This is a genomic window from Parabacteroides faecis (assembly GCF_014647375.1).
Lineage (GTDB): Bacteria > Bacteroidota > Bacteroidia > Bacteroidales > Tannerellaceae > Parabacteroides > Parabacteroides faecis.
In genome coordinates, this window is the sequence record NZ_BMPB01000002.1 from 315,910 (window position 1) to 340,626 (window position 24,717).

The 24,717-nt window shown below is 44.6% G+C and carries 20 protein-coding genes; 11 read left to right on the top strand and 9 right to left on the bottom strand.

The annotated features are described in order from the left end of the window. Position 1: 1 nt before the first annotated feature. A complete protein-coding gene (locus tag IEY67_RS03850) occupies positions 2-880 on the bottom strand; it encodes a helix-turn-helix domain-containing protein (protein ID WP_122352718.1) in 879 nt (292 codons plus the stop codon). 164 nt (positions 881-1,044) lie between these two features. Between IEY67_RS03850 and IEY67_RS03855 the strand changes: the two genes are divergently transcribed. The 3 genes from IEY67_RS03855 (at position 1,045) to IEY67_RS03865 (ending at position 6,636) form a co-directional block, all read left to right on the top strand. Beyond that, on the top strand, positions 1,045-2,067 hold the full coding sequence (locus tag IEY67_RS03855; protein ID WP_183669859.1) for an efflux RND transporter periplasmic adaptor subunit: 1,023 nt from the start codon (positions 1,045-1,047) through the stop codon (positions 2,065-2,067). Then, positions 2,064-5,141 (top strand): efflux RND transporter permease subunit, encoded by a 3,078-nt coding sequence (locus IEY67_RS03860; RefSeq protein WP_183669861.1) that lies wholly within the window; start codon positions 2,064-2,066, stop codon positions 5,139-5,141. Before IEY67_RS03855 ends, IEY67_RS03860 begins: the two co-directional genes overlap by 4 nt. Before the next feature lie 205 nt (positions 5,142-5,346). Then, on the top strand, positions 5,347-6,636 hold the full coding sequence (locus IEY67_RS03865; protein WP_183669863.1) for a TolC family protein: 1,290 nt from the start codon (positions 5,347-5,349) through the stop codon (positions 6,634-6,636). Between the two features lie 95 nt (positions 6,637-6,731). Here the strand turns inward: IEY67_RS03865 and IEY67_RS03870 are convergent, their stop codons facing one another. After that, positions 6,732-7,184, bottom strand: a complete 453-nt coding sequence (locus tag IEY67_RS03870; RefSeq protein ID WP_122352722.1) for a NanQ anomerase/TabA/YiaL family protein — start codon at positions 7,182-7,184, stop codon at positions 6,732-6,734. A gap of 207 nt (positions 7,185-7,391) precedes the next feature. Here IEY67_RS03870 and IEY67_RS03875 point away from each other — a divergent pair, with 207 nt between their 5' ends. From IEY67_RS03875 to trhA, 3 genes are read left to right on the top strand one after another with little or no spacing between them, the layout of a single operon-like run. Next, positions 7,392-9,602: a heavy metal translocating P-type ATPase gene (locus tag IEY67_RS03875; RefSeq protein WP_183669866.1), complete on the top strand. Its 2,211-nt coding sequence runs from the start codon at positions 7,392-7,394 to the stop codon at positions 9,600-9,602. Positions 9,603-9,622: 20 nt separating this feature from the next. Then, positions 9,623-9,829: a heavy metal transport/detoxification protein gene (locus IEY67_RS03880; RefSeq protein ID WP_183669868.1), complete on the top strand. Its 207-nt coding sequence runs from the start codon at positions 9,623-9,625 to the stop codon at positions 9,827-9,829. A gap of 6 nt (positions 9,830-9,835) precedes the next feature. After that, positions 9,836-10,495, top strand: coding sequence for a PAQR family membrane homeostasis protein TrhA (trhA, locus tag IEY67_RS03885; protein ID WP_122352725.1), 660 nt, complete (start codon positions 9,836-9,838; stop codon positions 10,493-10,495). A gap of 157 nt (positions 10,496-10,652) precedes the next feature. Here trhA and IEY67_RS03890 read toward each other — a convergent pair whose 3' ends face one another. From IEY67_RS03890 to IEY67_RS03920, 7 genes are all read right to left on the bottom strand, one after another. Then, positions 10,653-10,865, bottom strand: coding sequence for a DUF6722 family protein (locus IEY67_RS03890; protein ID WP_183669870.1), 213 nt, complete (start codon positions 10,863-10,865; stop codon positions 10,653-10,655). Between the two features lie 128 nt (positions 10,866-10,993). Then, positions 10,994-12,313, bottom strand: a complete 1,320-nt coding sequence (locus tag IEY67_RS03895) for a TldD/PmbA family protein (protein WP_122372982.1) — start codon at positions 12,311-12,313, stop codon at positions 10,994-10,996. Position 12,314: 1 nt separating this feature from the next. Beyond that, a complete protein-coding gene (locus IEY67_RS03900) occupies positions 12,315-13,847 on the bottom strand; it encodes a TldD/PmbA family protein (RefSeq protein ID WP_183669872.1) in 1,533 nt (510 codons plus the stop codon). A 5-nt stretch (positions 13,848-13,852) separates the two neighbouring features. Next, on the bottom strand, positions 13,853-15,094 hold the full coding sequence (locus IEY67_RS03905) for an anaerobic sulfatase-maturation protein (RefSeq protein WP_183669874.1): 1,242 nt from the start codon (positions 15,092-15,094) through the stop codon (positions 13,853-13,855). Between the two features lie 98 nt (positions 15,095-15,192). Next, positions 15,193-16,206, bottom strand: a complete 1,014-nt coding sequence (locus tag IEY67_RS03910) for an N-acetylmuramoyl-L-alanine amidase family protein (protein ID WP_122352730.1) — start codon at positions 16,204-16,206, stop codon at positions 15,193-15,195. Between the two features lie 354 nt (positions 16,207-16,560). Beyond that, a complete protein-coding gene (locus IEY67_RS03915; protein ID WP_183669876.1) occupies positions 16,561-17,385 on the bottom strand; it encodes an exodeoxyribonuclease X C-terminal domain-containing protein in 825 nt (274 codons plus the stop codon). A gap of 99 nt (positions 17,386-17,484) precedes the next feature. After that, positions 17,485-18,045 carry an NUDIX hydrolase gene (locus tag IEY67_RS03920; RefSeq protein ID WP_183669878.1) on the bottom strand — a complete coding sequence of 187 codons (561 nt, stop codon included), beginning with the start codon at positions 18,043-18,045 and terminating at the stop codon, positions 17,485-17,487. A 240-nt stretch (positions 18,046-18,285) separates the two neighbouring features. Here IEY67_RS03920 and sucC point away from each other — a divergent pair, with 240 nt between their 5' ends. From sucC to IEY67_RS03945, 5 genes are all read left to right on the top strand, one after another. After that, a complete protein-coding gene (gene sucC, locus IEY67_RS03925) occupies positions 18,286-19,425 on the top strand; it encodes an ADP-forming succinate--CoA ligase subunit beta (protein ID WP_183669880.1) in 1,140 nt (379 codons plus the stop codon). A 17-nt stretch (positions 19,426-19,442) separates the two neighbouring features. Further along, positions 19,443-20,309 (top strand): succinate--CoA ligase subunit alpha, encoded by an 867-nt coding sequence (gene sucD, locus IEY67_RS03930; protein ID WP_122352735.1) that lies wholly within the window; start codon positions 19,443-19,445, stop codon positions 20,307-20,309. 65 nt (positions 20,310-20,374) lie between these two features. Beyond that, positions 20,375-21,826 (top strand): SGNH/GDSL hydrolase family protein, encoded by a 1,452-nt coding sequence (locus tag IEY67_RS03935; RefSeq protein WP_183669882.1) that lies wholly within the window; start codon positions 20,375-20,377, stop codon positions 21,824-21,826. Continuing rightward, on the top strand, positions 21,801-23,186 hold the full coding sequence (locus IEY67_RS03940) for a GDSL-type esterase/lipase family protein (RefSeq protein WP_373292239.1): 1,386 nt from the start codon (positions 21,801-21,803) through the stop codon (positions 23,184-23,186). The genes IEY67_RS03935 and IEY67_RS03940 overlap by 26 nt, the downstream gene beginning before the upstream one ends. Then, positions 23,176-24,705, top strand: coding sequence for an MBOAT family O-acyltransferase (locus IEY67_RS03945; RefSeq protein WP_183669885.1), 1,530 nt, complete (start codon positions 23,176-23,178; stop codon positions 24,703-24,705). The genes IEY67_RS03940 and IEY67_RS03945 overlap by 11 nt, the downstream gene beginning before the upstream one ends. Positions 24,706-24,717: the final 12 nt, after the last annotated feature.

Consider the following 24,717-nt stretch of genomic DNA (forward strand, 5'->3'; position numbering starts at 1 on the left):
ATTATACTTTTCTATATTCTTTAGGGGAAATACCGGTGTGGTGTTTGAAATATTTGCCGAAGAAAGATTGATTGGCAAAGTTCAGCACATCGGCAATCTCCTGGATACTCATCCGGGTCGATTTCAGTAATGTCTTTGCTTCCAGTACCACATACTGGTCGATCCATTCTCCGGCTGATCTTCCGCTGACATCTTTGGATATCAGGGATAAGTATTTTGGTGTAATACAAAGTTTACCGGCGTAAAAACCAAGACTTCTTTCCTCCTTATAATACTCCATCACAGTTTGTATAAACTTCTCGAACAATTCTTCTTTTCTGGATACCTTATTAGTGTGTTGCGGTTCATGTTTACGGAATATATCACAAATATCGTAGAACAAAGCCAGCAGAAGATTTTGTATGACCTCCCGCTGATAAGCATGATCTTTATTTTTCACCCGTTTCCATAAGATTGCATGGTATTCCACCAGATCCTCCAACTCTTCATTCGTGAGTATGGTATAAGGATGCCGCTTGATGTAAAAGAAGGCTGAGAGCAAATTTTGTATGTTAGGAGTTATGTTGTTGACAAAATCTTCCGATACCCCCAGGTATACCCCTTTGAAATCGGCACTTTGTTCATAGTGTTGCACTATCTGCTCCGGTAAGATGACCACCAATGTGTTTTGGGTAATAATATATTCTTCCAGATTGATGCTGATACGGATAGAACCACTCAGGCAAACAGCAAAAGCAGCCGCTTTAATACGACTGGGATATTCGAATATTGGAAAATGATCCAGCGTATTGAATATGGCTAGGTCTTTATCCACATAATCTATTTCGGGCAGATTTTCTATAAAAGAGAAATCAATAACAGGTACGGTCGTATTATCCATCTTTTTACTATTTGACTGTAAACATACATAAAAGAATTGGAATATCAACCCGGAGTAAGCGACTTTTAGAACAATACGATTAGCAAATAGACCTTTTGTATTCTAAAGAATCTCTCGACTTTTGCACTGTTTATTTTGTAGTACAAATCAAAGAATAGAATAATATGAAGATTGTTAATTGCGTGGGAACCCTTTTGTTATTATCTCTGCTGCTGAGTTGCACCGGAAGCAAGGACAAAGGAACGGCAGAAAGGGAAATCCCGGTAAAGGTTATTAGGATTACAGATATGAGTTCCGTTAAAGAACAATATTATGTAGGAACAGTAGAAGATATGTCGGCCTCTTCCCTTAGTTTCCAGGTGATGGGGAATGTCGAGAGAATACTTGTCAGGGAAGGCCAGCGGGTGGATAAAGGGCAACTTCTTGCCTCGCTCGACCGGGCGACGCTTCAAAACTCTTATGAGGCGGCACATGCTTCCCTGGTTCAGGCACAGGATGCCTGCGATCGAATGAAGATACTTTATGACAGTAAAAGTCTTCCCGAGATCAAATGGGTGGAAGTACAGAGTAAATTACAGCAGGCACAATCCATGGAACGTATTGCACGGAAGAATCTGGAAGATGCTTCTTTGTATGCCCCATTCAGCGGTGTGATCGGAAAACGGACTGTCGAGCCGGGTGAGAATGTACAACCGGGAGTTCCTGTGCTTACTTTATTGGAGATCAACGAGGTGTATGTCCGCATCGCTATACCGGAAAAAGAAGTTGCCAGGTTGGATAAACAGAAAGCTCTGATCACTGTAGGCGCTCTTGGAGACCTGTCTTTTGAAGGACAGATAACGGAGAAAGGCGTAGTTGCCGACCCGCTTTCCCATACGTATGATGCAAGGATCAAGCTGAATAACGGCAAAGGATTGTTGATGCCGGGAATGGTTTGCCGTGTCAACGTGTTGGATGATGCTGCGTCTCCCGTCATTTCTATCCCGGTGAATGCCGTACAAATATCCCATACAGGAAACAACTTCGTCTGGTGTGTAAATAACGGAAGGGCAGAGGCAAGGCAGGTTGTAACCGGCCCGTTGACCACTGACGGTATAGAAATAACGAACGGATTGAAAGAAGGCGACCAGGTCGTTACCGAAGGTTACCAGAAAATCAGTGAGAACATGAAAGTGAAAGTACAATGAAAAAGAAACGCGGAATCATAGAGCTTGCCATGCGTTATAACCAGATCACGTTGCTATTGATCTTTCTGCTGGTATTGCTTGGCATATACGGATTGGTAAAGATGCCAAAACAGGAATTTCCTGAATTTATTATCCGTCAAGGTGTTGTAGTGGGCGTATATCCCGGTGCCACCTCTTCCGAAGTGGAAGAACAACTGGCAAAGCCGCTCGAACGCTATCTCTTCACCTTTAAGGAAGTAAAGAAGAAGAAAACCTATTCCATGTCGAGAGACGGCTTGGTATATGTGATGGTCGAGTTGAACGATGATGTGAACAATAAAGATGAAGTCTGGTCGAAGATCAAACTGGGATTGCAGAACTTCAAGTCGCAATTGCCGGCCGGTGTATTGGCACTTATTGCTAATGATGATTTTGGCGATACGTCTGCCTTGCTGATCACTTTGGAATCGGAAGACAAGACTTACCGTGAACTGGAAAAGTATCTGGAGACATTGGAAGACCGTCTCCGCCGTATCGAATCCGTATCCAATCTCCGTCGTTATGGAGTACAGAATGAACAGATCGGAGTCTATCTGGATAAAGATAGAATGACGGCTTACGGGTTGGATAGCAGGATGTTGCTTACGACTCTGTTTACACAGGGTTTCACAACCTCCGGCGGAACGGCGAAAGGCGAATCACTGGATATCCCTCTCCATTTCTCCGTCTCCTATCCTTCGGAAAAGGAGATCGGCGAACAGATCATTTACTCCGATAATAAAGGCAATATGATCCGCCTGAAGGATATCGCCAGGATTGTCCGTGAATATCCCGAACCGGATAGCTACATTAGCAATAACGGAAAGAAAGCGATCATTCTCTCCATGGAAATGAGGGAGGGGAATAATATTGTGGAATATGGCAGGCAGGTTGACGAAGTGCTGGCCTCTTTCCAGGAAGAGTTACCCGATAGTGTTTCTATCCGCCGGATTGCCGACCAGCCGAAGGTGGTGAACGAGTCGGTAACCTCTTTCATTCGAGACCTTTTCGTCTCTATCATCATCGTTATTCTGGTGATGATGATTCTGTTCCCTTTCCGTTCGGCAGTCGTAGCGGCAACATCCATTCCGATCAGTATTTTTATTTCGATAGGGGTGATGTATGTTACCGGCATTCCGCTGAATACGGTTACACTGGCTGCATTGATCGTCGTGTTAGGTATGATCGTGGATAACTCCATCATCGTGATCGACGCTTATCTCGAGAAGCTGGATCTGGGAATGTCCCGCTGGAATGCCGCCATCTCCAGTGCAAAAGATTATTTCGGGTCTATTTTCCTGGCGACACTTTGTATCTGTATCATCTTCTTCCCGCTATTGTTTACCATGACGGGACAGATGTATGATTTTGTCGAGTATTTCCCCTGGACGATCACGATCTCACTGATGATCTCACTGGTCATAGCCATGGTCTTTATCCCGCTGTTCGAATATGCCGTGATAAAGAAAGGTTTGCACAACCGGAAGGAAAAAGAAGCTAAACCGACCTTTAATTTATTGGATATAGTCCAGTCCGTTTACGAGAAAACATTGAAATGGACATTCCGCTTTCCGAAGACAACGATCGGGATAGGTGTGCTTTCCATTCTGCTTGCCTTATGGATGATGACTCGTCTGGATCAGCGCATGATGCCTGTTGCCGACCGTGACCAGTTCGCCGTGGAGATATATCTGCCGCAGGGAACGCCTTTACACCGCACGGCAGAGGTTTGCGACAGTCTCTATTCCATTATGAAGAAAGACGAACGTATCCTTTCCGTCACCTCTTTTGTCGGTATGGCTTCGCCCCGTTTCCAGACAACCTATGCCCCCAATCTGGCAGGAAAGAATTATGCACAGTTCATTGTCAATACCGCTTCCCCGGAAGCAACAGTGGAAATTCTCGACGATTATACCGATCGTTATGCCGATTATTTCCCGAACGCCTACGTTAAGTTCAAACAACTGGATTATCAGAATGTGTCTTCTCCATTGGAGATCCGTTTTTCCGGCGAAGATATCGCTTTGCTGAAGCAGGCGGCCGATTCGATGATGCTGGCTTTGCGCGGAATAGATGAACTGGAATGGATACACACCAACTATGAAGAGATGCAGCCCGAAATACGTGTGAAGCTCGATCCGATAGAAGCTTCCCGCCTAGGAATTACGAAAGCAATGGCCTCTGCCGATATGGCTATCCGTTACGACGGTTTGTCGGTCGGTTCCGTCTGGGAGGGCGATTATGCACTGCCAGTCCATTTGAAAGCGGATAAAAAGGAGGAGAAACAGCCTTTCAACCAGGTAGAAGACGAATATATCCCTACGGCTGTCCCGGGTGTAAGTGTCCCTCTGCGACAGGTCTCCACAGTAGAAGCCGGATGGAATGAAGGGCAGATCGTGAGACGTAACGGTGTCCGTACGATCAGTGTCATGGCACAGGTGAAGCGGGGATATACGGAAAACAGCATGCAGAAAAAGATCGAGAAAGTAGTAAAAGCCGAGATCGAACCCATACTTCCTGCGGGTGTCTCTATGGAATATGGCGGAGCGAAAGAAGCAGACCTGGAGATTATCGAACCCCTGTTGCGCGGTTTACTGATCGCGGTGGTGATCATCTTCTTTTTTCTTCTGTTCAACTTCAAGAAGATCGGCCTGGCACTGGCGGCTTTGTCCTCTCTGTTGCTTTGCCTGTTCGGTGCCTCTTTGGGATTATGGATGGCAGATACGGCTTTCAGTGTGACTTGTGTATTGGGAGTGATCAGCCTGATGGGGATTATCGTCCGCAATGCAATCATTATGTTCGAGCATGCCCAGGATCTGAGGATCAATCACCATTTCACTCCGAAGGATGCCGCTTTCGATGCCGGTAAACGCCGTATGCTCCCGATCTTCCTGACTTCGGCTACGACGGCAGTAGGAGTAGTTCCGATGATCATCAGCCAAAGTTCCCTCTGGATGCCGATGGGAATCGTGATCTGTGCCGGAACCGTCTTTGCTATGATACTGGCGGTAACCATCTTACCGGTATTCTACTGGAAGATATTCGGGAATAAGTAGCCGGAAATAGCAGAACCGATAACTGCAGAGTGCAGATATCCTGATAAAAACATCCTTATCTTCTATATTTTTGACCCAGGTGCTAAACGTTTACGACCTTGGTGAAAAACGTTTTTGACCTAGGTGCAAAACGTTTTCTACCTAGGTCAAAAATATAAAAGATCGGGAGGAAAAGATTAGAATCAAATAATAAAAAAAATAGAATATGCTGAGAAGAGAAATAAGATATAGAATACCTGGCTTGGTTTGTTTATTGTCCTTGTGTCTGGTTGTAGGGAATGCACAACAGCTTCTTACATTGGAAGAATGCAGCCGGTTGGCATTGGAGAATAATGCACGGATGAAGAATGCCCGTCTTGATCTGGAAGGGACGCAAGAGACCCGAAAGGAAGCATTTACCAAATACTTCCCTTCTGTCAGTGCAACAGGAGGCGCTTTTGCTTCCGACAACGGAATGGCGGAAATGATCTTGATGCCGGGACTGGAAATGACACTGGGGAAAAACGGAGTCATGGGAGGAGTTACTGCCGTCCAGCCTGTATTTGTCGGCGGACAAATATGGAACAGCAACAAGCTGGCTGCACTGGCTGTAGAGGTTAGCCGTTACCAGATGAAGCAATCGGAAGATGAGGTACTGTTGACGGTCGAGCAATATTACTGGCAGAACGTCTCTTTGCAGGAAAAGATGAAAACGATCGGGATCATTGAATCGCTGGTCGGTAATCTTTATAAAGATGTCGAAACCTCGGTAAAAGCCGGTGTTGCCAACCGGAATGAACTGTTGCAGGTACAACTGAAAAAGAACAGTGTTGCCAGCGATCGGCTGAAGGTAGAAAATAATCTGCGCTTGTCTAAAATGGTATTGGCACAGTATATCGGTGTGGCGGAAGATGATTTCCTTGTCCGTTCTTATTTGCAGGAGCCTTTGCCGTTACCGGAAACTTATCGGGTCGATCCGATAGCGGCTCTGCCTAATACTGTGGGTTATAAATTATTGGATAAACAGGTTGAGGCGAGCCGCCTGCAATATAAACTGAAAGTCGGCCAAAACCTGCCGTCGTTGGGTATAGGAGCCGGTTATATGTATCATAATATTCTGGATACCGATCATTCTTTCGGGATGATCTTTGCTACGGTCAGTATTCCGATCACGGACTGGTGGGGAGGGTCGCATGCTATCCGGAAACAGAAACTACAGTTGAAGGCTGCCGAATATACCCGCCAGGATTCGAATGAGAAACTTGTTTTGCAGATGCAGAAATTATGGAACGAGCTGGAAGAAGCTTATAAGCAGGTCAAACTCTCGGAAGAATCAATCGCGACGGCAGAGGAGAATGTCCGTCTCAGTACCGCCTATTACCAGGCTGGGACCGAAACATTGAGCGATTTGCTGGATGCCCAGTCGCTGTTGCAGCAGAGTCGTGATCAATACACAGACGATTATACGAGTTACCTGATCAAACGTACGCAGTATTTGCAGGCAACAGGGCAGTGACGAGATAAGAACTTTACAAAAGCAAGCCGGTATTTCCCTTAAAGATTGTCTCGATCTTTATTCGGAAAATACCGGCTTTGTCGTATCTGGCAATATTATTCTTCTACCTGTACTTTTACGATCACCTTACGGATATTCCCTTCGCCGATGCCGGGAGCGTGTCCGTCTTCCGGAAAATAAACAGCGAATTGTCCCGGATAGATTTTAGTATAAGCGGTAGGACGATCTACATAGAAGGCAATGTCTTTTGCTTCGTCGTAAGGAATAGATTCTTCCTGCAGTTCGCAACCGGGCTTCCATCCGATTTTTTCCACGCCTAACAAGGGGAGCTGGATATCGATATATTTTTTATGTGTTTCGATAGCGGCATCATTTTTGTCTTTACCGGTCAAACTGACCACACTGACGAACAGGCGGGAACCATCCAGTTCATATTTACCATCTTCCACTTTGGAAAAATCTGTTTCTTTGATGTAATCAAATGCTTTTTTGAAAAGAGGGTGTAAGCGCTCTACTTTTTCTGTGTTATTCAAGGAGTCAAGTATCATAACTGTATTTATTTATAAATTCATTCGTAAATTAGTCTGACAAAGATCGGGTATCCGATTGTTAAATAATAGGACAAAGATACCAAATAAAACTATTAAATTTATACATATCTTAATCAGGAGTAATGAAAATCCGCAACTTTGTTGCAACTGATTTATTTGTATCTTTGTTCTACAAATAGAATCGGTATAAATAGATACACAATAATGAAAGATATAGAAAGTAAGGTATTGCCCGTCCTGGAGATGAGTTGTGCGGTTTGTGCCAATAACGTGGAAAGCACTGTTAAGGGGCTTTCCGGGGTAGAAGAGGCATCTGTTAATTTTGCGGCTAACACTTTGTCCGTTAAGTTTCGTCCGTCTGTAATCAGCTTACAGAAAATACAAGAAGCTGTGCAGGGAGCGGGATACGATCTGATCATAGAATCGGAAGATCCGCTTGCCGAGCAGGAAGAGATGGCGCGTAAGCATTATAAGAAATTGAAGCGGAATACGATCGGGGCGTGGGTATTATCCGTGCCCTTGGCGTTGTTGGGAATGGTATTTATGCATATGCCCTATGCTAACTGGATTATGATGGTGCTGGCATTGGCAATTATGTTGCTGTTCGGCAGAACCTTTTATGTGAGTGGCGCACGCCATGCTGTTCAGGGGAAAGCCAATATGGATACGCTGGTGGCCCTCAGTACGTCTATAGCCTTTATTTTCAGCTTCTTTAATACTGTATATCCGCAGTTCTGGATTGAAAAAGGGTTGGAGCCACATGTATATTATGAAGCATCGGGTGTGATCATCGCTTTTGTCCTGCTGGGAAAACTGATGGAAGAACGGGCAAAGAACAGTACATCCTCTGCTATCAAGAGTCTGATGGGATTGCAGCCGAAGACTGCCCGCCTCGTAACGGAAGGTAAAGAGGAGGAAGTCCCTATTTCTTCCTTAAAGACCGGAAATGTGGTAAGCGTCCGTCCCGGTGAGAAAATTCCTGTGGATGGTGTTTTGCTGCAAGGCTCTTCTTCTGTGGATGAAAGCATGCTGAGCGGCGAACCGATCCCTGTTGAGAAAGCGGCCGGCGATCGGGTATTGGCTGGTACGATCAATCAGAAAGGTGCCTTTACGATGGAAGCAACGGGAGTCGGTAATGATACGATCCTGGCACAAATCGTTCAGATGGTACAGGCGGCCCAGGGAAGTAAAGCGCCTGTGCAGCGCATCGTTGATAAAATAAGTGGTATATTTGTTCCGGTGGTCGTGTTGCTTTCTGTTGTGACATTCATCTGTTGGATGACGATCGGCGGCAGCAGCTATTTCTCTTACGCACTTCTTTCGGCTGTATCGGTGTTGGTTATTGCCTGTCCGTGTGCTTTAGGTCTGGCAACTCCTACCGCCCTGATGGTCGGAATGGGGAAGGGGGCTGAAAGACATATACTGATAAAAGATGCTTATGCTTTGGAGACGCTGTGTAAGGTCGACACGATCGTGTTGGATAAGACAGGTACACTGACGGAAGGAGTTCCGGTAGTTGTCGATTCCTGTTGGTTGACCGAGTCGAATGTCTGCTATCTGGATATCCTTTATACGGCAGAGCTGAAATCGGAACATCCGCTGGCCTCTGCTATTATCCGTTGGCTGGAAGATTCGGGTGCTTCAACCACTGAAGCGGAAAACTTCGAAAGCCTTACTGGGCGGGGTATCCGTATGGAAGTGGGCGGTACTGTCTATTGGGTCGGAAGTCAGGGACTGCTTGAAAAGTTCGGAGCCCGGATTCCTGATGATACGATGAAACAGATCGGCAGATGGCAGGAGGAAGGCATTAGCGTCGTTTATTATGGCGAAGGCGATCGTCTGCTGGCTGTTTTAGCTATCTCGGACCGTATCAAACCCACATCGGCAGAAGCTGTCAGGAAGTTGACAGAGATGGGAATTGAAGTTCATTTGCTGACGGGCGACGGCGTAAAAACTGCTGAAAGGGTGGCAAATACATTAGGTATAGGGCATTTTAAAGCCGAGGTGATGCCGAACGATAAGGAGGAATATATCATCGCCCTTCAGAAGCTGGGGAAGAAAGTGGCTATGGTCGGCGACGGCATTAACGATTCACAGGCGCTGGCCCGTGCAGATGTCAGTATCGCGATGGGAAAAGGTACGGATATTGCGATGGACGTGGCGATGGTCACGCTAATAACTTCCGACCTGTTGTTATTGCCTGAAGCAATCAAATTGTCGAAACGGACTGTCCGGCTGATCCATCAGAACTTGTTCTGGGCATTTATCTATAACCTGATAGGCATACCTTTGGCAGCGGGGGTATTATTCCCGGTAAACGGATTGTTATTGAATCCGATGCTGGCAAGTGCGGCAATGGCGTTCAGCTCCGTATCTGTAGTGCTTAACAGTTTGAGATTGAAATTTATGAAGTAATAGTATAAATATAAAAAATTATGGCAACAATGAAATTTAAAACAAACGCAAAATGTGGCGGCTGTGTAGCAGCCATCGGTGCAAAACTGAATAACGTAGTGAAAGATAACGAATGGTCCATCGATCTGAAATCACCGGACAAGGTATTGGAAGTTACAGCCGATGTTCCGGCTGATGCAGTTGTTGCGGCAGTTACGGCAGCCGGTTTTAAAGCTGAACAACTGTAACCTCGAATGGTCAGGACCAAACAAAGACAAACTTATGGCGAAGAGGTTGCCAATGTGCTGACACATGGCGCAGGGATGATTTTCGGGGCGGTTGCTCTCATTCTGTTATTGATGGCTTCAATCCGGAGCGGAAATCCCTGGGCTGTCGGCAGTTCGGTGGTTTATGCCCTTAGTATGACATCTTCTTACGTCACTTCAACCTTTTACCATGCTTCGGCAAATGCCCGGCGTAAAAGATTACTTCGCCGTTTCGACCATAGTGCGATTTATTTGCATATTGCGGGAACATATACTCCTTTCACCTTAGTAGCCCTTCGTCAGGTTGGTTATTGGGGATGGTCGTTGTTTGCGATTGTCTGGGTTGCCGCTGTGATAGGGATTTTTCTGAGTTTCCGAAAGATGAAGAAAACGGATCATTTGAAAACGGTCTGTTACCTGGCGATGGGATGGGTGGTTATTATTGCTTTTAAGCCGTTACTGGATGTCTGTCGACAAACCGGCTCAATGGATGTACTGTACTGGCTGATTGGCGGTGGACTATTTTATACTGTAGGGTGCGTGTTTTATTTCTTCGATAAATATAAGTATATGCATCCGATGTGGCATTTCTTTGTATTGGGTGGCAGTGTCTGCCATTTTATTTCTGTCTATTTATTGGTAAGATAAGAAAAGGAGAAAGTCGACTGGCTTTCTCCTTTTCTGTAATGATTATTATTTTTCTTCCGGATGTTTCTTTTTGTACTGCCAGTCGTCATAGGTAAGGTAAGCAAGCAATACTAACCCAAAAATGCTTAGTCCTCCAAATAAATAAATAGCTTCCATTTTATTTCTTTTTTTTCATGTAAAACCTAAATCCTATCTTTACAAAAACAACAGTCGTAAATACTCCCAGTAATAATACCGATTGTTTATCTGCTTCCATATCCAATAAAGTGCTGAGTACAACTCCTGCAAATACCAATTTGGCGATATCGATAAAGAAATCACCAAGCTTTTCATTAATAACCACCTGTGGTGGAATGGTCTTTTGTTTCATAGTTACAAGTTTTAATTATAAAGTATTGGCAAATATAGAAAATCCTTTTTAAGAGAACAATTTTTTGTATATAAATAAAGGCCGGAAATAATCATCCGGCCTTTATTTATGGAATATAGGTGAAAATCTTATAATCCGCTGAAATCAACACCATCGAATAATAATGACGGAATACGCCAGCTGGAGAACAAACGCGGGTCATTTCCGGCTTCAGCCAGATTATTCCACAGCGAGATCATATTTCCGGTGGCATTCATTTCAGATATAGGCTGTGTCAGTTTACCTTTTTCGATGAGGAAGCCTTCCACGCCATAGGAGAAATCGCCGGTTGTACTGTTGCAGTTACCGCCATTGAAACCAGTGACAAGAATACCTTTATCCACGGATTCGATCAAACCGTTCGTATCCTTGTCGCCCATTTGCATTGTCAGGATGGAAGGAGAGGCGATAGTTGGCTTCACGTCCATTTTGTTGGCAGAATAGGTGTCGATATAGTATGTTTTCAATACTCCGTTTTCAAAGACAGGCATTCGTTTGGTCGCAACCCCTTCGCCGTCGAAGTAACGGGCACCGGAAGCTTTGAGCAGATGCGGTTCATCGATCAGAGTAAGTTTCTCTCCCAAAACCTTTTGGTCGAGCTTGTCAAGCAAGAAAGAGTTTTTCTGTTGAATAGACGAGCCATATAAAGCATCTATAACGGGAGATAACAAACGGCCTGAATTCATGTTATCAACGATCATGCGATATTTTCCGGAGGCTACTTTCTTTTGTCCCAGTTTGCGAAAAACACGTTCCAATGCTTTGGTTCCCAATCCTTCCTTGATCATTGTATCGTAGTATAGGGAAGAATCATACCAGTAAGATTCCGGACGGGCATCGCCTTCGCCACGAATACTGACACTGGCTACCAAGCTGAATGAAGAGCCGCAGGCTTCACCTTCGAAGCCGTTGCTGGCAACCATATATTTGAAGTCTTTCTCATCGCTATAAGAAGAATTGGCAGAAATGATGCGGTCGTCTTTTCCTATCATCTCTTCACAGGTCTTCATTGCCAGTGCAACCTTCTCATCCGGCTGTATGGAGTCGAATTTAGGATCGATCAGTTGCAGGTCTGCACCACCGCCTTTGTAATAAAGGGATGCGTCAGGAAGTGTACGGGCTTTGTCTTCTGCCAGATAACGGGTTGAGTCGATTCCATTGCGGATAAACTTTTCCAGTTCCTTCTTGTCCAGACGGTTGGTGGAAAAAGAACCATAACGTCCGTCTACGAATAATTGGATGACCAGACTGTTTTCCGATGCCTGTTGCAGGCGATCGATTTTCATATCACGGATTTCAAACGAACTGCTCGAACCATTGTACAGGCTGACACGTGAAGACTGGCAACCATTCTTCAAAGCGAACTCCATGGCCCATTGAGCCAGTTTTTTATTTTCGTTAGTTATCATATCAATTTTCTCCTCCTACAGTAAGTTTACTAACCAGGGCGGATGGCATACCGCAAGTTACCGGACATGACTGACCGTCTTTGCCACATGTCCATGTGCCGTTATCCATCTTATAGTTGTTGCCGACCATTGTAATATCGGCCAATGCTTTCGGTCCGTTACCAATGATGTTGATATCCTTGATCGGTTGTGTCAGTTTACCGTCTTCGATCAGATAACCGTCTTTTACGAAGAAAGTGAAATCTCCGGCACCGATCTGTACCTGTCCGTTGGTGAAGCTGGATGCATAAATACCTTTCTTAACGGTCGAGATCATCTCTTCTTCCGTCACATTGCCCGCTTCCATATAGGTTGCACGCATACGCGGGATAGGCATCTGGCGGAATGATTCGCGGCGTCCGTTACCTGTCGACGGGATGCCGTAATGCTTCGCACTGATACGGTCGTGCAGATAGCTGGTCAGGATACCTTCTTTTACGATATATGTCTTTTGCCCTTCTATACCTTCGTCGTCAATATTGACAGAACCACGATTGAACGGAATCGTACCGTCATCCACTACGTTGATATGTTCGTTGCAGACTTTCTTATTCAGCTGGTCTGAAAAGATGGAAGTGTTTTTACGGTTAAAATCAGCTTCAAATGCATGTCCGATTGCTTCATGTAACAGGATACCGGAGCCACCGGCACCCATTACGACCGGCATCTCACCGCCTTTAGGTTTTACCGCCTGGAAGAGGATAGAGGTTTTCTCTACAGCCTCTTTAGCCACTTCACTGATGATATCGTCGGTCAGGAACTCGGCCCCCATACGGAATGCACGGGAAGCGTAGGAGTTTTCGATCTTGCCGTTGTCTTCCATGATACAAACAGCTCCGAGTGTAACCATCGGACGGTAATCGTAATACATTTGTCCTTCCGAGTTACAGAAAAAGATATGCGATGTCGTATCGCCGAGAGATGCCATTACTTTATGTACACGTTTGTCGAGTGCAAAAATCTGGTCGTTCAGTTTTTGCAGGTAAGGTGTTTTTTCTTTGACGGCAATCTCATCCCAGGGCGTCTGTACGCCATAGAAGTTATTGACGATCGGTTCCTCGGTCAGTTTGGCCGGTCCTTTCCCTGCAGCGCCGTTTGCGATACGTGCGGCTGTGCGTGCAGCAGTCAGCATTTCGTCCAGCGAGATGTTTTCGACATAGGCATAACCTGTCTGGTCTCCGGAAAGGACGCGTACACCCATTCCAAAATCTATATTTGAAGAAGCGCGATTCACCGCTCCATCCTGTAAACCGATATTGTTACGATAAGAGTGTTCGAAGAAAAGATCAGCATAATCTCCTCCTTTTTCCAGTGCTGCGTTCAGCACTTTTTTCATATCACTTTCGCTTAACCCGAAATGGTTTAACGCAAATGAGATACCGGCAGCTTTATCAGCAGTACTACCGGCACAACCTTCTAAAAAAGAAGGAACTGCCAGTGAACCAAGCATAACCATACCTCCTGTTTTAATAAAATCACGTCTGTTGTATTTCATGTTTTTTATAGAGTATCCCTGTTCTCCTTAGCCCATTGCATCACGTTTGCGGGCGGACGCTGGGCTAATAATTCTTTTTTCATAAAATCCATATAGGGTGCTACATGTTTGAAAAACTTTTTGTAGCCCTTGCATAAGTAGTTTAATCCCGGTTCGCCACTGGCTGTATGCAGGAAGCGGTTTTTGGGACATTCCCCGTTGCAGGCAAAGAGAAATTCACACTCTTTGCATTGAGTGGGGAGTTTATCGTATTTGTCTGCACCAAACTTAAGTTGGTTTTGACTGTACATCATTTCAGTTAATGTCTGCGTATAGATATTTCCTAACTTGTATTCAGGGAACACAAAGTGGTCGCACGCATATAAATCGCCATTGAACTCCATCACTCCGGCATGTCCGCATGTCCGGGCCAGCGTACATACGCCCGGTTGCTCTCCGACCCAGTTTGCCAGTGTAGCGTCGAACAGCTGGATATAATAATTCCCGACATCTTCTTTCAGCCATTCATCGAAGATCGTACAAAGGAAATCCCCCCATTTTCCGGAATCGACAGAGAATGGTGCCAGTTTGATATTGGCATCCTGTTGTTCCGGCGAAGTTAACTTCGTCCCGTCCTGGTGAAATCCCAATCGTTCGACAATAGGGGCAAACTGAATGAAATGGCAGTCTATTTCTTTGAAAAAATGATAAAATTCCAGTGGAAAATCAACATTGTAGTCGTTTACCACAGCCATAGCATTATATTCTACCTGATGTTTTTTCAACAATTCGATCCCCTTCATCACTTTGTAGAAGGAGGGAAGCCCCTGGCGGTTCCGGCGGTATTCATCGTGGAATTCCTGCGGACCGTCGATCGAGATGCCGACCAGAAAATTATTTTCTTTGAAGAAGCGGCACCAGTCGTCTGTCAACAAGGTTCCGTTTGTCTGGATACAGTTGTCGATCTGCCGTCCACGTCCGTATTTCTGCTGAAGTTCGAGCGCTTTCTTATAAAAGCTGATCGGACGCATCAGTGTTTCGCCGCCATGCCAGGTAAAAAGCACCTGAGGCATTGTCTGGCATTCCAGATAGTCTTTGATGAATTTTTCCAGTAACTGATCACTCATGATATGATTCTTCACCTCCGGATATAGTTTTCCCTTTTCCAGGTAGTAGCAATAATCGCACGCCAGGTTACACACCGAGCCGACAGGTTTCAACATCACATAAACGGGCTTAGCAAATGGAGATATATAAGAATTATTCATGGTTATTTAAAACGATTCAACAATAAAATTACACAAAGGTACGATTAATCTGTGGATTAATCGGTATTTCAGAGGCTAATAATTCATTGTCAAAGCATTTATTTCAGCTTTTTCTTGTAGCGTTTGTAGTCAGTGACAAAACCTTCGCACAACCAGTTTGCCAAAGCCTGGCGGTTGTCACTGAGAATAAATCGCTTTTGGTCGAAACTGTTTTGTATGTTGCCTAATTCGACAAATACGGAAGGAGGTGTTGTTTTTCTTAAGACGAACAATCCTCTTTGACCGACAGTGCCTGTGAATCCGCGACCGGGCTGGTGCCGGTTGTATTTATGCTCGAAGGTGGATTTCATGGTCTTTGCCAAATGTTTGCTTTCAGAATTTTTATCCTGGTAATAGAAGAAAACATCAGTCTGATGACTTTTACTACGGCTGTCGATATGCATAAAGATAGCGCGTTTGTAAAGTTCTCTATCCTTTTTGAACAGTGAGTTGATCTTTTCGCTTCGTTGTTCGAGGCGGCGCACCTGGTTGAATGGGATCGGGGCACCCATGCATGTTTCACGCTTGGTGTTGTTTAGGAAGCGGTCATTGCGAATGCCATCTTTGGCATCCTGGATGATGATATGCACTTTGGCACCCCGCATAAGCAGATTACGTGCCAAGCGCAACATGACGTCGTAGGCATATTCGTCTTCGTGAAGTTCGACGTTCCCCATTTTTCCGATGGCTCCGGGGTCGGGGCCGCCATGTCCGCTGACCAGATAAAAACAACAGCCTTTCAATTCGGAAGAGGTGACTTGGTATTGGGCTAATTCCTTGCCGAATAAGGGCTCGTAATTAGGCTTCTTCGCAGTTGTAGCCGCCGCGCCCTTTAAAGGTGGCAAATGGTATTTAACGCCCATTTTCAGCGAATTACCACTGCCGAGCCTGGTCTTGTTTAATTTGATAAATTCATCGTGATACTCTTTCCCTACACGGTTATGACGTTTCAGGAAAAGGGTAATTCCTTCTCCACTTTTAGGAAAAGCTTTTTCTTGGGCAATGATAGGCTCATTGAATATAAAGAGCGCAACTAAGACTGATAGTATGAGCGTTATTTTTTTTGCAAACATGTTTTCCGGATATAATGCGGTAAAGATAAAAAAAGATGTTGAATAACAGAAATGTCGAAAAAGAAAATGGCAGGAAGTTTTTGCTCTCCGTGGCTCTCACGCACGCGTATGTACGCGTTGCTGTTGCTGTTTTTTATGGCTGATTTGCTAATATGCGCTTGTTTTTGGATAAATGCCTTAATAATCGTTTTTTCTTTGTGTATTTTCTCAAAAATAAAATTTTCATCTTTGTTTGTGCAGAAAAACATATATTCGGGAGAAACTAAATTTTCTTCCGAATGAAATTCAAATTCCTCTCGGAAGAAATTAAAAATGGATTCGAATGGGATTTTATCAGACTAAAAGCTTATTGTATTATTTAAACTTTACATACCCCAATTTCGTGTACCGTATATTTCGGGATGCATAATGTTTGATTACCTTGGCAGAGCGTATATATAGTTTTTCTCCGACCTGGTAGGCATGGTCGGAATTGCTTAATTTTCCGCTTTCCAGGCTGCGGTCGGTTGCACGGATAGTAAAGAAAAACAGATTTTCCGAATCATCGGCCGCAATGATCTTTTGATCGACATAAAAGTGAGTCGTTCCCCGGATCACACGGGTTTTATAAGGATTGTCTTCTATCTTGATCCGGCGGATAGTAAGATGCAAATCAGTCAGTTTCTCGTCTATCGTTCCGACAAAGCGGCTTACCGGCATTTTATGTATTCGGGAAGTATTGAGATCCTGATAAAACCATGAATAAGTGGCCGCAAGCTCCTTGAAGCGCCTTTCACTTTGAACGTGTGCCTCGTATTTGTTAGCTATCCAGGTGACATATTTAGGGTCGATCAGGGCTACTTCAAACAGATGATACCCCCGATATTTGCCGAAAGAGATCATGTCGTCGGCATTGTGTGAGATGGATTCGATGCGTATCTTGACCGTTAGTTTGACAAAAGAGTTTGCCACGGCTTTCATTGCTTTCCCGACCGAATTAATGGCATTGACGTCCAAGGTAGAAAGGAATATATTAGGATGATATTCCGCCGCCGGGTTATAGAACCAAAGCGTATAATAGGCTGTCTTTTCGTTAGGTAAAAGAATGTAATATACGCCTTTATCCTCATTTCTTCCTTCATTAAACATGTTCAGTTTATCAAGGACAAATTGTTCGATATAATCTGAAATGTTGCTCATAACTCATCCTCCTCATATTCTTCCCTAACAAACATAAGAAAAAAGAATGAATTATCCTAATAAATCTCGATTAATACAGGGCGATTTGTCCTTTGAAGGTCAGAGCAGATGGTTTTCTGCCACGTATTTCCAAAGCGGGGCAGCATGTATGGCCTGTTTGATCTGATCTGTTTTTAATAGTTCTAAAACATCTTCGAGTGTGAGGATATGGACTGCTAAGTCTTCTGTGTCTTCCAGATGTTGAGCAGTGACGGGTTCGACGTCGGTTGCCAGAAAGCAATGAGTCAGATTGGTATGTGTTCCCGGGTTGGCCGAGATCACCATATATTCGTTCCAGGAACCTTTGCCGAAGCCTGTTTCTTCCAGGAGCTCACGTTGAGCGGAAAAGAGGGGAGAGCCGTCTTCTTTTTCACATACGCCGGCACAAAGTTCATAGGACGTTTCTCCCAGTCCATGGCGGTATTGGCTGACAAAAACGAATTTTTTATCTTTCGTGATGGCAATCACATTGATCCATTCAGGATATTCAAATACGAAATATTCGGGAATCTGGTTGCCGTTGGGCAGTTCGACCCGTTCACTCCGTACTGTCAGCCACGGTTTGCGGTGAAGATAGGTACTTTCAAGCACTTTCCATTTTCTCTCTTTCAACTTTTCCATATCAGCTAATTCTTATTTTATTGATCGCGATGGGCTTTCTTTCGATAAAGCCTTGCAAAAGTAACGTATTTATAAATTGATTATTATAAAACAGGGGAAATAAAGAATGTGTTTGAATCCGGCGTCTACAGGGCTTTTATGCTGAAAAGCAGTCTGATATATCCTTTTACTTCAACAACTTCTTCGTTTATTTGAATGTTATTAGAGATGAGAGAATAAATTCCACTAAATTATTACCAGATGAAGATACACGAATATCAGGCAAAGAAATTCTTTTCAGATTATGGAATTCCGGTAGAACGACACATCCTGTGTAGTAAGCCGGAAGAAGTTACAGCTGCGTTCAGCCAGCTCGGAAATGAAAAAGTTGCGATCAAAGCGCAGGTTCTGACCGGAGGAAGAGGAAAAGCCGGAGGTGTTAAACTGGCTGGAAATGCTGGGGAAGCCTTACAACATGCTGAAAGTATTTTAGGTATGACGATCAAAGATTATCCGGTTACCCGCGTGATTGTCAGTGAAGCGGTAAATATTCATCTCGAATATTATGTCAGTTTTGTTATCGACCGTAATTCGCGTTCGGTTGTTTTGATGATGAGTGCGGAGGGAGGCATGGATATTGAAGAGGTGGCACGCAGAAGTCCGGAAAAAATATTTCATTTCAGGATCGATCCACTGATCGGAATCCCGGATTATCTGGCTCGCCGGTTTGCTTTTACTTTATTCGCTAGCAGTGCACAGGTAAACCAGATGGCGGCAATTATACAGAATATGTACAGGCTTTTTATTGAGAAAGATGCTTCGCTGGTTGAGATCAATCCGTTGGTAATGACCCGGGAAGGAGTTTTGATTGCTATCGATGCCAAGATGACTTTCGATGATAATGCATTGTATCGTCAGCCCGGTGTTTTATCTTTGTTCGAGCCAACCGAGGAAGAAAAGACAGAAACACTGGCAAAAGAAAAAGGATTTAGTTATGTACATATGGATGGCGAGATCGGCTGTATGGTGAATGGTGCCGGACTGGCTATGGCTACGATGGATTTGATCAAGTTGTATGGCGGAAATCCGGCCAATTTCCTGGATATCGGAGGTAGTTCCAATCCTGAAAAAGTGATCGAGGCAATGAAACTTCTTCTGAAGGATAAGCAGGTGAAAGTGGTGTTGATCAATATTTTCGGCGGAATTACCCGGTGCGATGATGTTGCCTACGGCTTGCTGAAAGCTTTTGAGCAGATCGATACAGATATTCCGGTGATTGTCCGATTAACCGGAACGAATGAGGCGGAAGGACGTGACTTGTTGCGCAATACACGTTTCAAAGTCGCTGAGACAATGGGAGAAGCCACCCTGATGGCTGTTGAAGCATCTAATAAACAGTAAATAAAGAAAAAATCATTATGAGCATATTAATAAATAAATCGACCCGAGTGATCGTACAAGGGATAACCGGGCGTGACGGACTTTTTCATGCATTGAAAATGAAAGAATATGGCACTGATGTTGTTGGCGGGACTTCGCCGGGCAAAGGTGGTACTCTTATCGAGCATATCCCGGTTTTTAATACAATGTATGATGCTGTGCAGCAGACACAGGCGAATACTTCCATTATATTTGTTCCGGCCCGTTTTGCAGCAGATGCCATTATGGAAGCGGCTGATGCAGGGATAGAACTGATCGTTTGTATAACGGAAGGAATCCCGACACTCGATGTTATAAAGGCTTATCGTTTCGTTCAGTTAAAAGGAGCGAAGTTGATCGGTCCGAACTGTCCCGGACTGATTTCTCCGGGTGAGAGTCTGGTAGGCATTTTGCCTGGAAAAGTTTTTACAAAAGGTCATACAGGGGTACTCAGCCGGAGCGGAACGCTTACTTATGAGGTGGTTTATCATTTGACCGCCAAAGGTATGGGCCAATCTACCGCGGTCGGAATGGGCGGCGATCCTGTGGTCGGACTTTATTTCCGGGATTTGTTGGAAATGTTTGAAAATGATCCGGAGACACATTCGATCGTGATGATCGGTGAGATCGGCGGCAATGCAGAAGAGTTGGCTGCCGAATATATTCGTGAGCATGTCACCAAACCGGTTGTCGGATTTATTGCCGGACAGTCCGCTCCGCCCGGGAAACAGATGGGGCATGCCGGAGCAATCATCTCCGGAGGTTCAGGCTCTGCCGTAGAGAAAATACGGGCTTTGGAAGAGGCCGGAATCAGGGTGGCCAGCGAGCCTTCTGAAATACCGGAACTTTTAAAAGTCTCTTTCTAATTCTGAAACAATACACGAACATACCAACTTTATCTTTATCTTTGCACCTTCGTAAGAATGAGTAAATGAATAAAGAAGATAATTTCGGCAGATTACTGGCTCTTTTGCTAATTACGCTTTGCATCTGCCTGGGACTATATTATCTGCCGGACAGAATGTTCGGTCAGAAGATAAAAAAGGTTGACTTACTTTCGGATTTACGGGTAAAAACGCAATCGCTGTCTATGGACTCGCTGCGTAAACAGCTCGAACAGCCGGATACACTGGAAATTGATTCGGTGGCTTTGCGCGATTCGATCATCCGTTCGACGGGGATTGACTCGGCGGCATTGGCTTTACGCGATTCCTTGTATAACGTGATGTATTCCGTTCAGGGAGCCGATTCGCTCGGTACGCATATCGAAGATTATTCGGTAGGGCATATCGGTTTGAAGCGTTTCTTTACGGCGTTGAAGAAACGGGATAAGTTGGGTCGGCCGGTACGTGTTGCCTTCCTGGGTGATTCGTTCATTGAAGGTGATATTGTCGTTGCCGATTTGCGTTCAGCCTTACAGAAAGAGTTTGGAGGACGCGGGGTTGGTTTTGTTCCTATTACTTCCGTTGCCGCTCAGTTCCGTCCGACGATCGAACAACGTTCGGAAGGTTGGCATACATGGTCGATGCTGACTGACCATGAACATGGTTATACACTTTCCGGTATGATGTTTGAACCTAAAAAAGAGGAAAAGGTCACCGTCTCTCTCAAAACAACTAACCGTTATCCTGAACTGGAAACAGCTTCATCGCTGAAATTCCTGTATGAACAGAATACGGGGACGCGGATGAAATTGCATTATAACGGGGAACCGGATACGATCAATGAAATATTACCGCCAACGACAACAATCACTCAATATGTGCGTAAAGGAAATTTCACCGAAGCAACTTTCTCTTTTACGGAGACGGAAGGTTTCCGGGCTTTAGGTGTTGCTTTGGAAGATAATTCAGGAGTCGTGGTAGATAATTATTCGTTACGGGGTAATTCCGGTATGATCCTGAACCGCCTGGACAGTTCGCGTTGCCAAAGCCTGAACGAGGTACGGCCATATGATCTGATTATCCTACAATATGGACTGAATGTGGTGAGCGATAGTGTACTGCATTATGGCTGGTACGATAAACGTATGGTGGAAGCAGTCCGTCACGTACAGGCTTGTTTCCCGGAATCGGATGTTTTGTTGCTGGGAGTTTCCGACCGTAGTCATCAGGAAGACGGGGAGTTTGAAACGATGCCTGCCGTATTGGCTATGCTTCATACCCAGCGGCAGATCGCCCGTAAAGTCGGTATCCCGTTCTGGAATACTTTCGGTGCCATGGGAGGCGAGAACAGTATGGTCCGTTTCGTAGAGAACAATTGGGCAAGCAAAGATTATACCCACCTGAGTTTCAGGGGAGGACGTGAGATAGCCACAGCATTATTCAATGCGTTATTGTTAGAAAAGGAGTTTTATGATGAAGCAGACAAAGTGGTTAATTAATTTGTCGGTTTTGTTGGCGCTGATTGCAATCACCGTCGGGGCGAAAAATCTTTCGCCTTCCCGTGTTGCGTTGCAGGATGATACTGTTTTGCCTGATACACTGGCTGTTTCGGATACGGTTGCTTTGCCTTTTGCCTCTTATAAAATGGGGGCGGCTATCGATTCTGTTCTGTTGTCGGAGGCTGACAGTTGTGTGAGTGACTACGCTCCTTTACATAATTTTTTTGCGGCACTCGATTCTCTGCGTGCAGGGAAAGATACAGTCGTCACGATTGTTCAGTTAGGCGATTCCCATATTCAGGCAGGTCATTACAGCGGGCGGACCATGCGTCTTTTGCAGCAGCAGTTCGGTAATGCCGGACGTGGCTGGATCGCTCCGTTCAAGTTAAGCAAGACGAATGAGCCGGATGATTATTTTATCTCCTCTGTTATCCGGGAATGGGTGGCCGGACGTTGTATCCAGCATAACAGGAAGTGTCCGATCGGACCGGGAGGAATTGGTATTCAATCCGTATCTCCGTCCATAAATTTGGATATAAGTATGGCGCCCAACAACGGAGCCGGTTATTCATTCAATCAGGCTGTCATCTATCGTGGTGAAAAGTCCATGCCGATGTTGCCTGCCGGAAAGATGAAGGATTCGATAGAAACGATTTTAAGCCAAACGGCTTGTGCTCCGGGTGTGATTACCGATACTTTCCGTATCTCCGGCCTGATCGATACGCTACAGTTACAAAGTACCCGTCGGAAACAAGGGACAGACAAACTGTTGCCTGCTTCTTCTTTCAAAAATCTTTATTATGGTTTCAATCTGACTAACGGCCAGCCAGGGATTCTTTATCATTCGGTAGGAGTAAACGGTGCTATGTACGTGAATTACACGGATGAAGATTATGTCCGCCAGCTAGCCTTGCTGAATCCGTCGTTGCTGATTATTTCTTTGGGAACGAATGAGACTTTCGGCAGACGTTTTAACCGGAGTGAGTTTGCCGGACAGATTGAAACTTTTATTTCTTTGGTAAAGAAACAGATGCCGCATACTGCGATCTTGCTTACTACGCCTCCGGAATGTTATAAACGGGTGTATGTGAATAAGAAACGTACGTATGTACGCAATGAAAATACAGAACGCGCCGCTAAGACTATTGTCGATGTGGCCCGTCGTGAAGGTGTGGCCTGCTGGGATTTATTTGCTGCAACAGGAGGTAAGAGCTCGAGTGCTAAATGGCATAAAGCCGGATTGATGGGGAGAGACCGCGTTCATTTTACTAAAGAAGGCTATCAGGAGCAGGGAACTTTATTGTATCGTGCACTGATGCAAACCTATAACCGATATATAGCAGATAACAATGTTCGATAATATTGATTTGTCCAAACTGGGAGATGTGCTTACCTACCAGCACAATGCACCGATACTTTTTAGTAGCGGACTGTTTTTCTTTCTTTTCATCGGATTCCTGATCATATATATGTCACTCAGGAAGCATTTGCTGGCCCGTATTATATATGTGACACTGTTCTCTCTTTATTTCTATTATAAGAGTAGCGGATTCTGGTTTTTCCTGTTGTTGTTTACGGCGACTTCCGACTTTTGTATTGCACAGGGAATATATCACACGGCGACCAAATGGAAACGTAAGCTGTTGGTCGTCCTTAGCTTATGTATAAATCTGGGATTGCTGGGTTATTTTAAATATTTTAATTTCCTGCTGGAGATCATCGCTTCTGTTACACGGGAGTTTGGTTATCAGTTTGGAAATACCTCCCTGCAAAGTGTGACTTATCAACCATTGGATATTTTCCTGCCTGTCGGTATTTCATTCTTTACATTCCAGACGATCAGTTATGTGATCGATGTGTACCGGGGAAAGATTACACCATTGACACGTTGGATCGATTATGTGTTTTATGTATCGTTTTTTCCTCAGCTGGTGGCAGGGCCGATTGTTCGTGCCCGCGATTTTATTCCTCAAATTTATAAGAATCCGACTGTTACCCGTTCTGAATTTGGGGAAGGTTTATTTCTGGTTCTGTGTGGTCTGTTTAAGAAAACGGTGATTTCCGATTATATCAGTTTGAACTTTGTAGATCGTGTTTTTGATGCGCCGTTACTTTATACCGGGGTGGAAAATCTACTAAGTGTTTACGGGTATGCTTTACAGATTTATTGTGACTTTTCCGGTTATTCGGATATGGCGATCGGTATCGCTTTATTATTGGGATTCCGTTTCAATATGAACTTCGACTCACCTTATCAATCGGCAACTATTACTGAATTCTGGCGTCGGTGGCATATTTCTCTTTCTTCCTGGTTGAAAGATTATTTGTATATTTCGTTGGGAGGGAACCGGAAAGGGAAAATCCGTACTTATATCAACCTGCTGATCACAATGCTACTAGGTGGCCTATGGCATGGTGCTTCCATGAGTTTTATCATCTGGGGAGCTATACATGGCGTGGCGTTGGCTATTCATAAGTTTATAATGGGGCGTTTCAGTAGTTTTAAACCGTTGGGATCGGAAATGAAACCCTGGCGCAGGGTGTTGGGGATTTTGATCACATTCCATTTGGTATGTTTTGGTTGGATATTTTTCCGTGCCGACTCGCTGCAAACAGTAAAAGAGATGCTTACGCAAATCTGTACAAATTTCCATCCGGAAGTATTTACACAGTTTGTTACTGGTTATAAAGGCGTTTTTATATTGATGATAATCGGTTATGTATTACATTTTATGCCAAAATCGGCCGAGAATGCTTTGCAGGGTGTCGTTACCCGTTCTCCGTTATTGGTGCAGGCAGTCATCCTGGCGATTATGGTTTTCGTTGTAGTACAGTTCAAGAGTGCAGGTGTACAACCATTTATCTATTTCCAGTTCTGATGTAAACTAAAT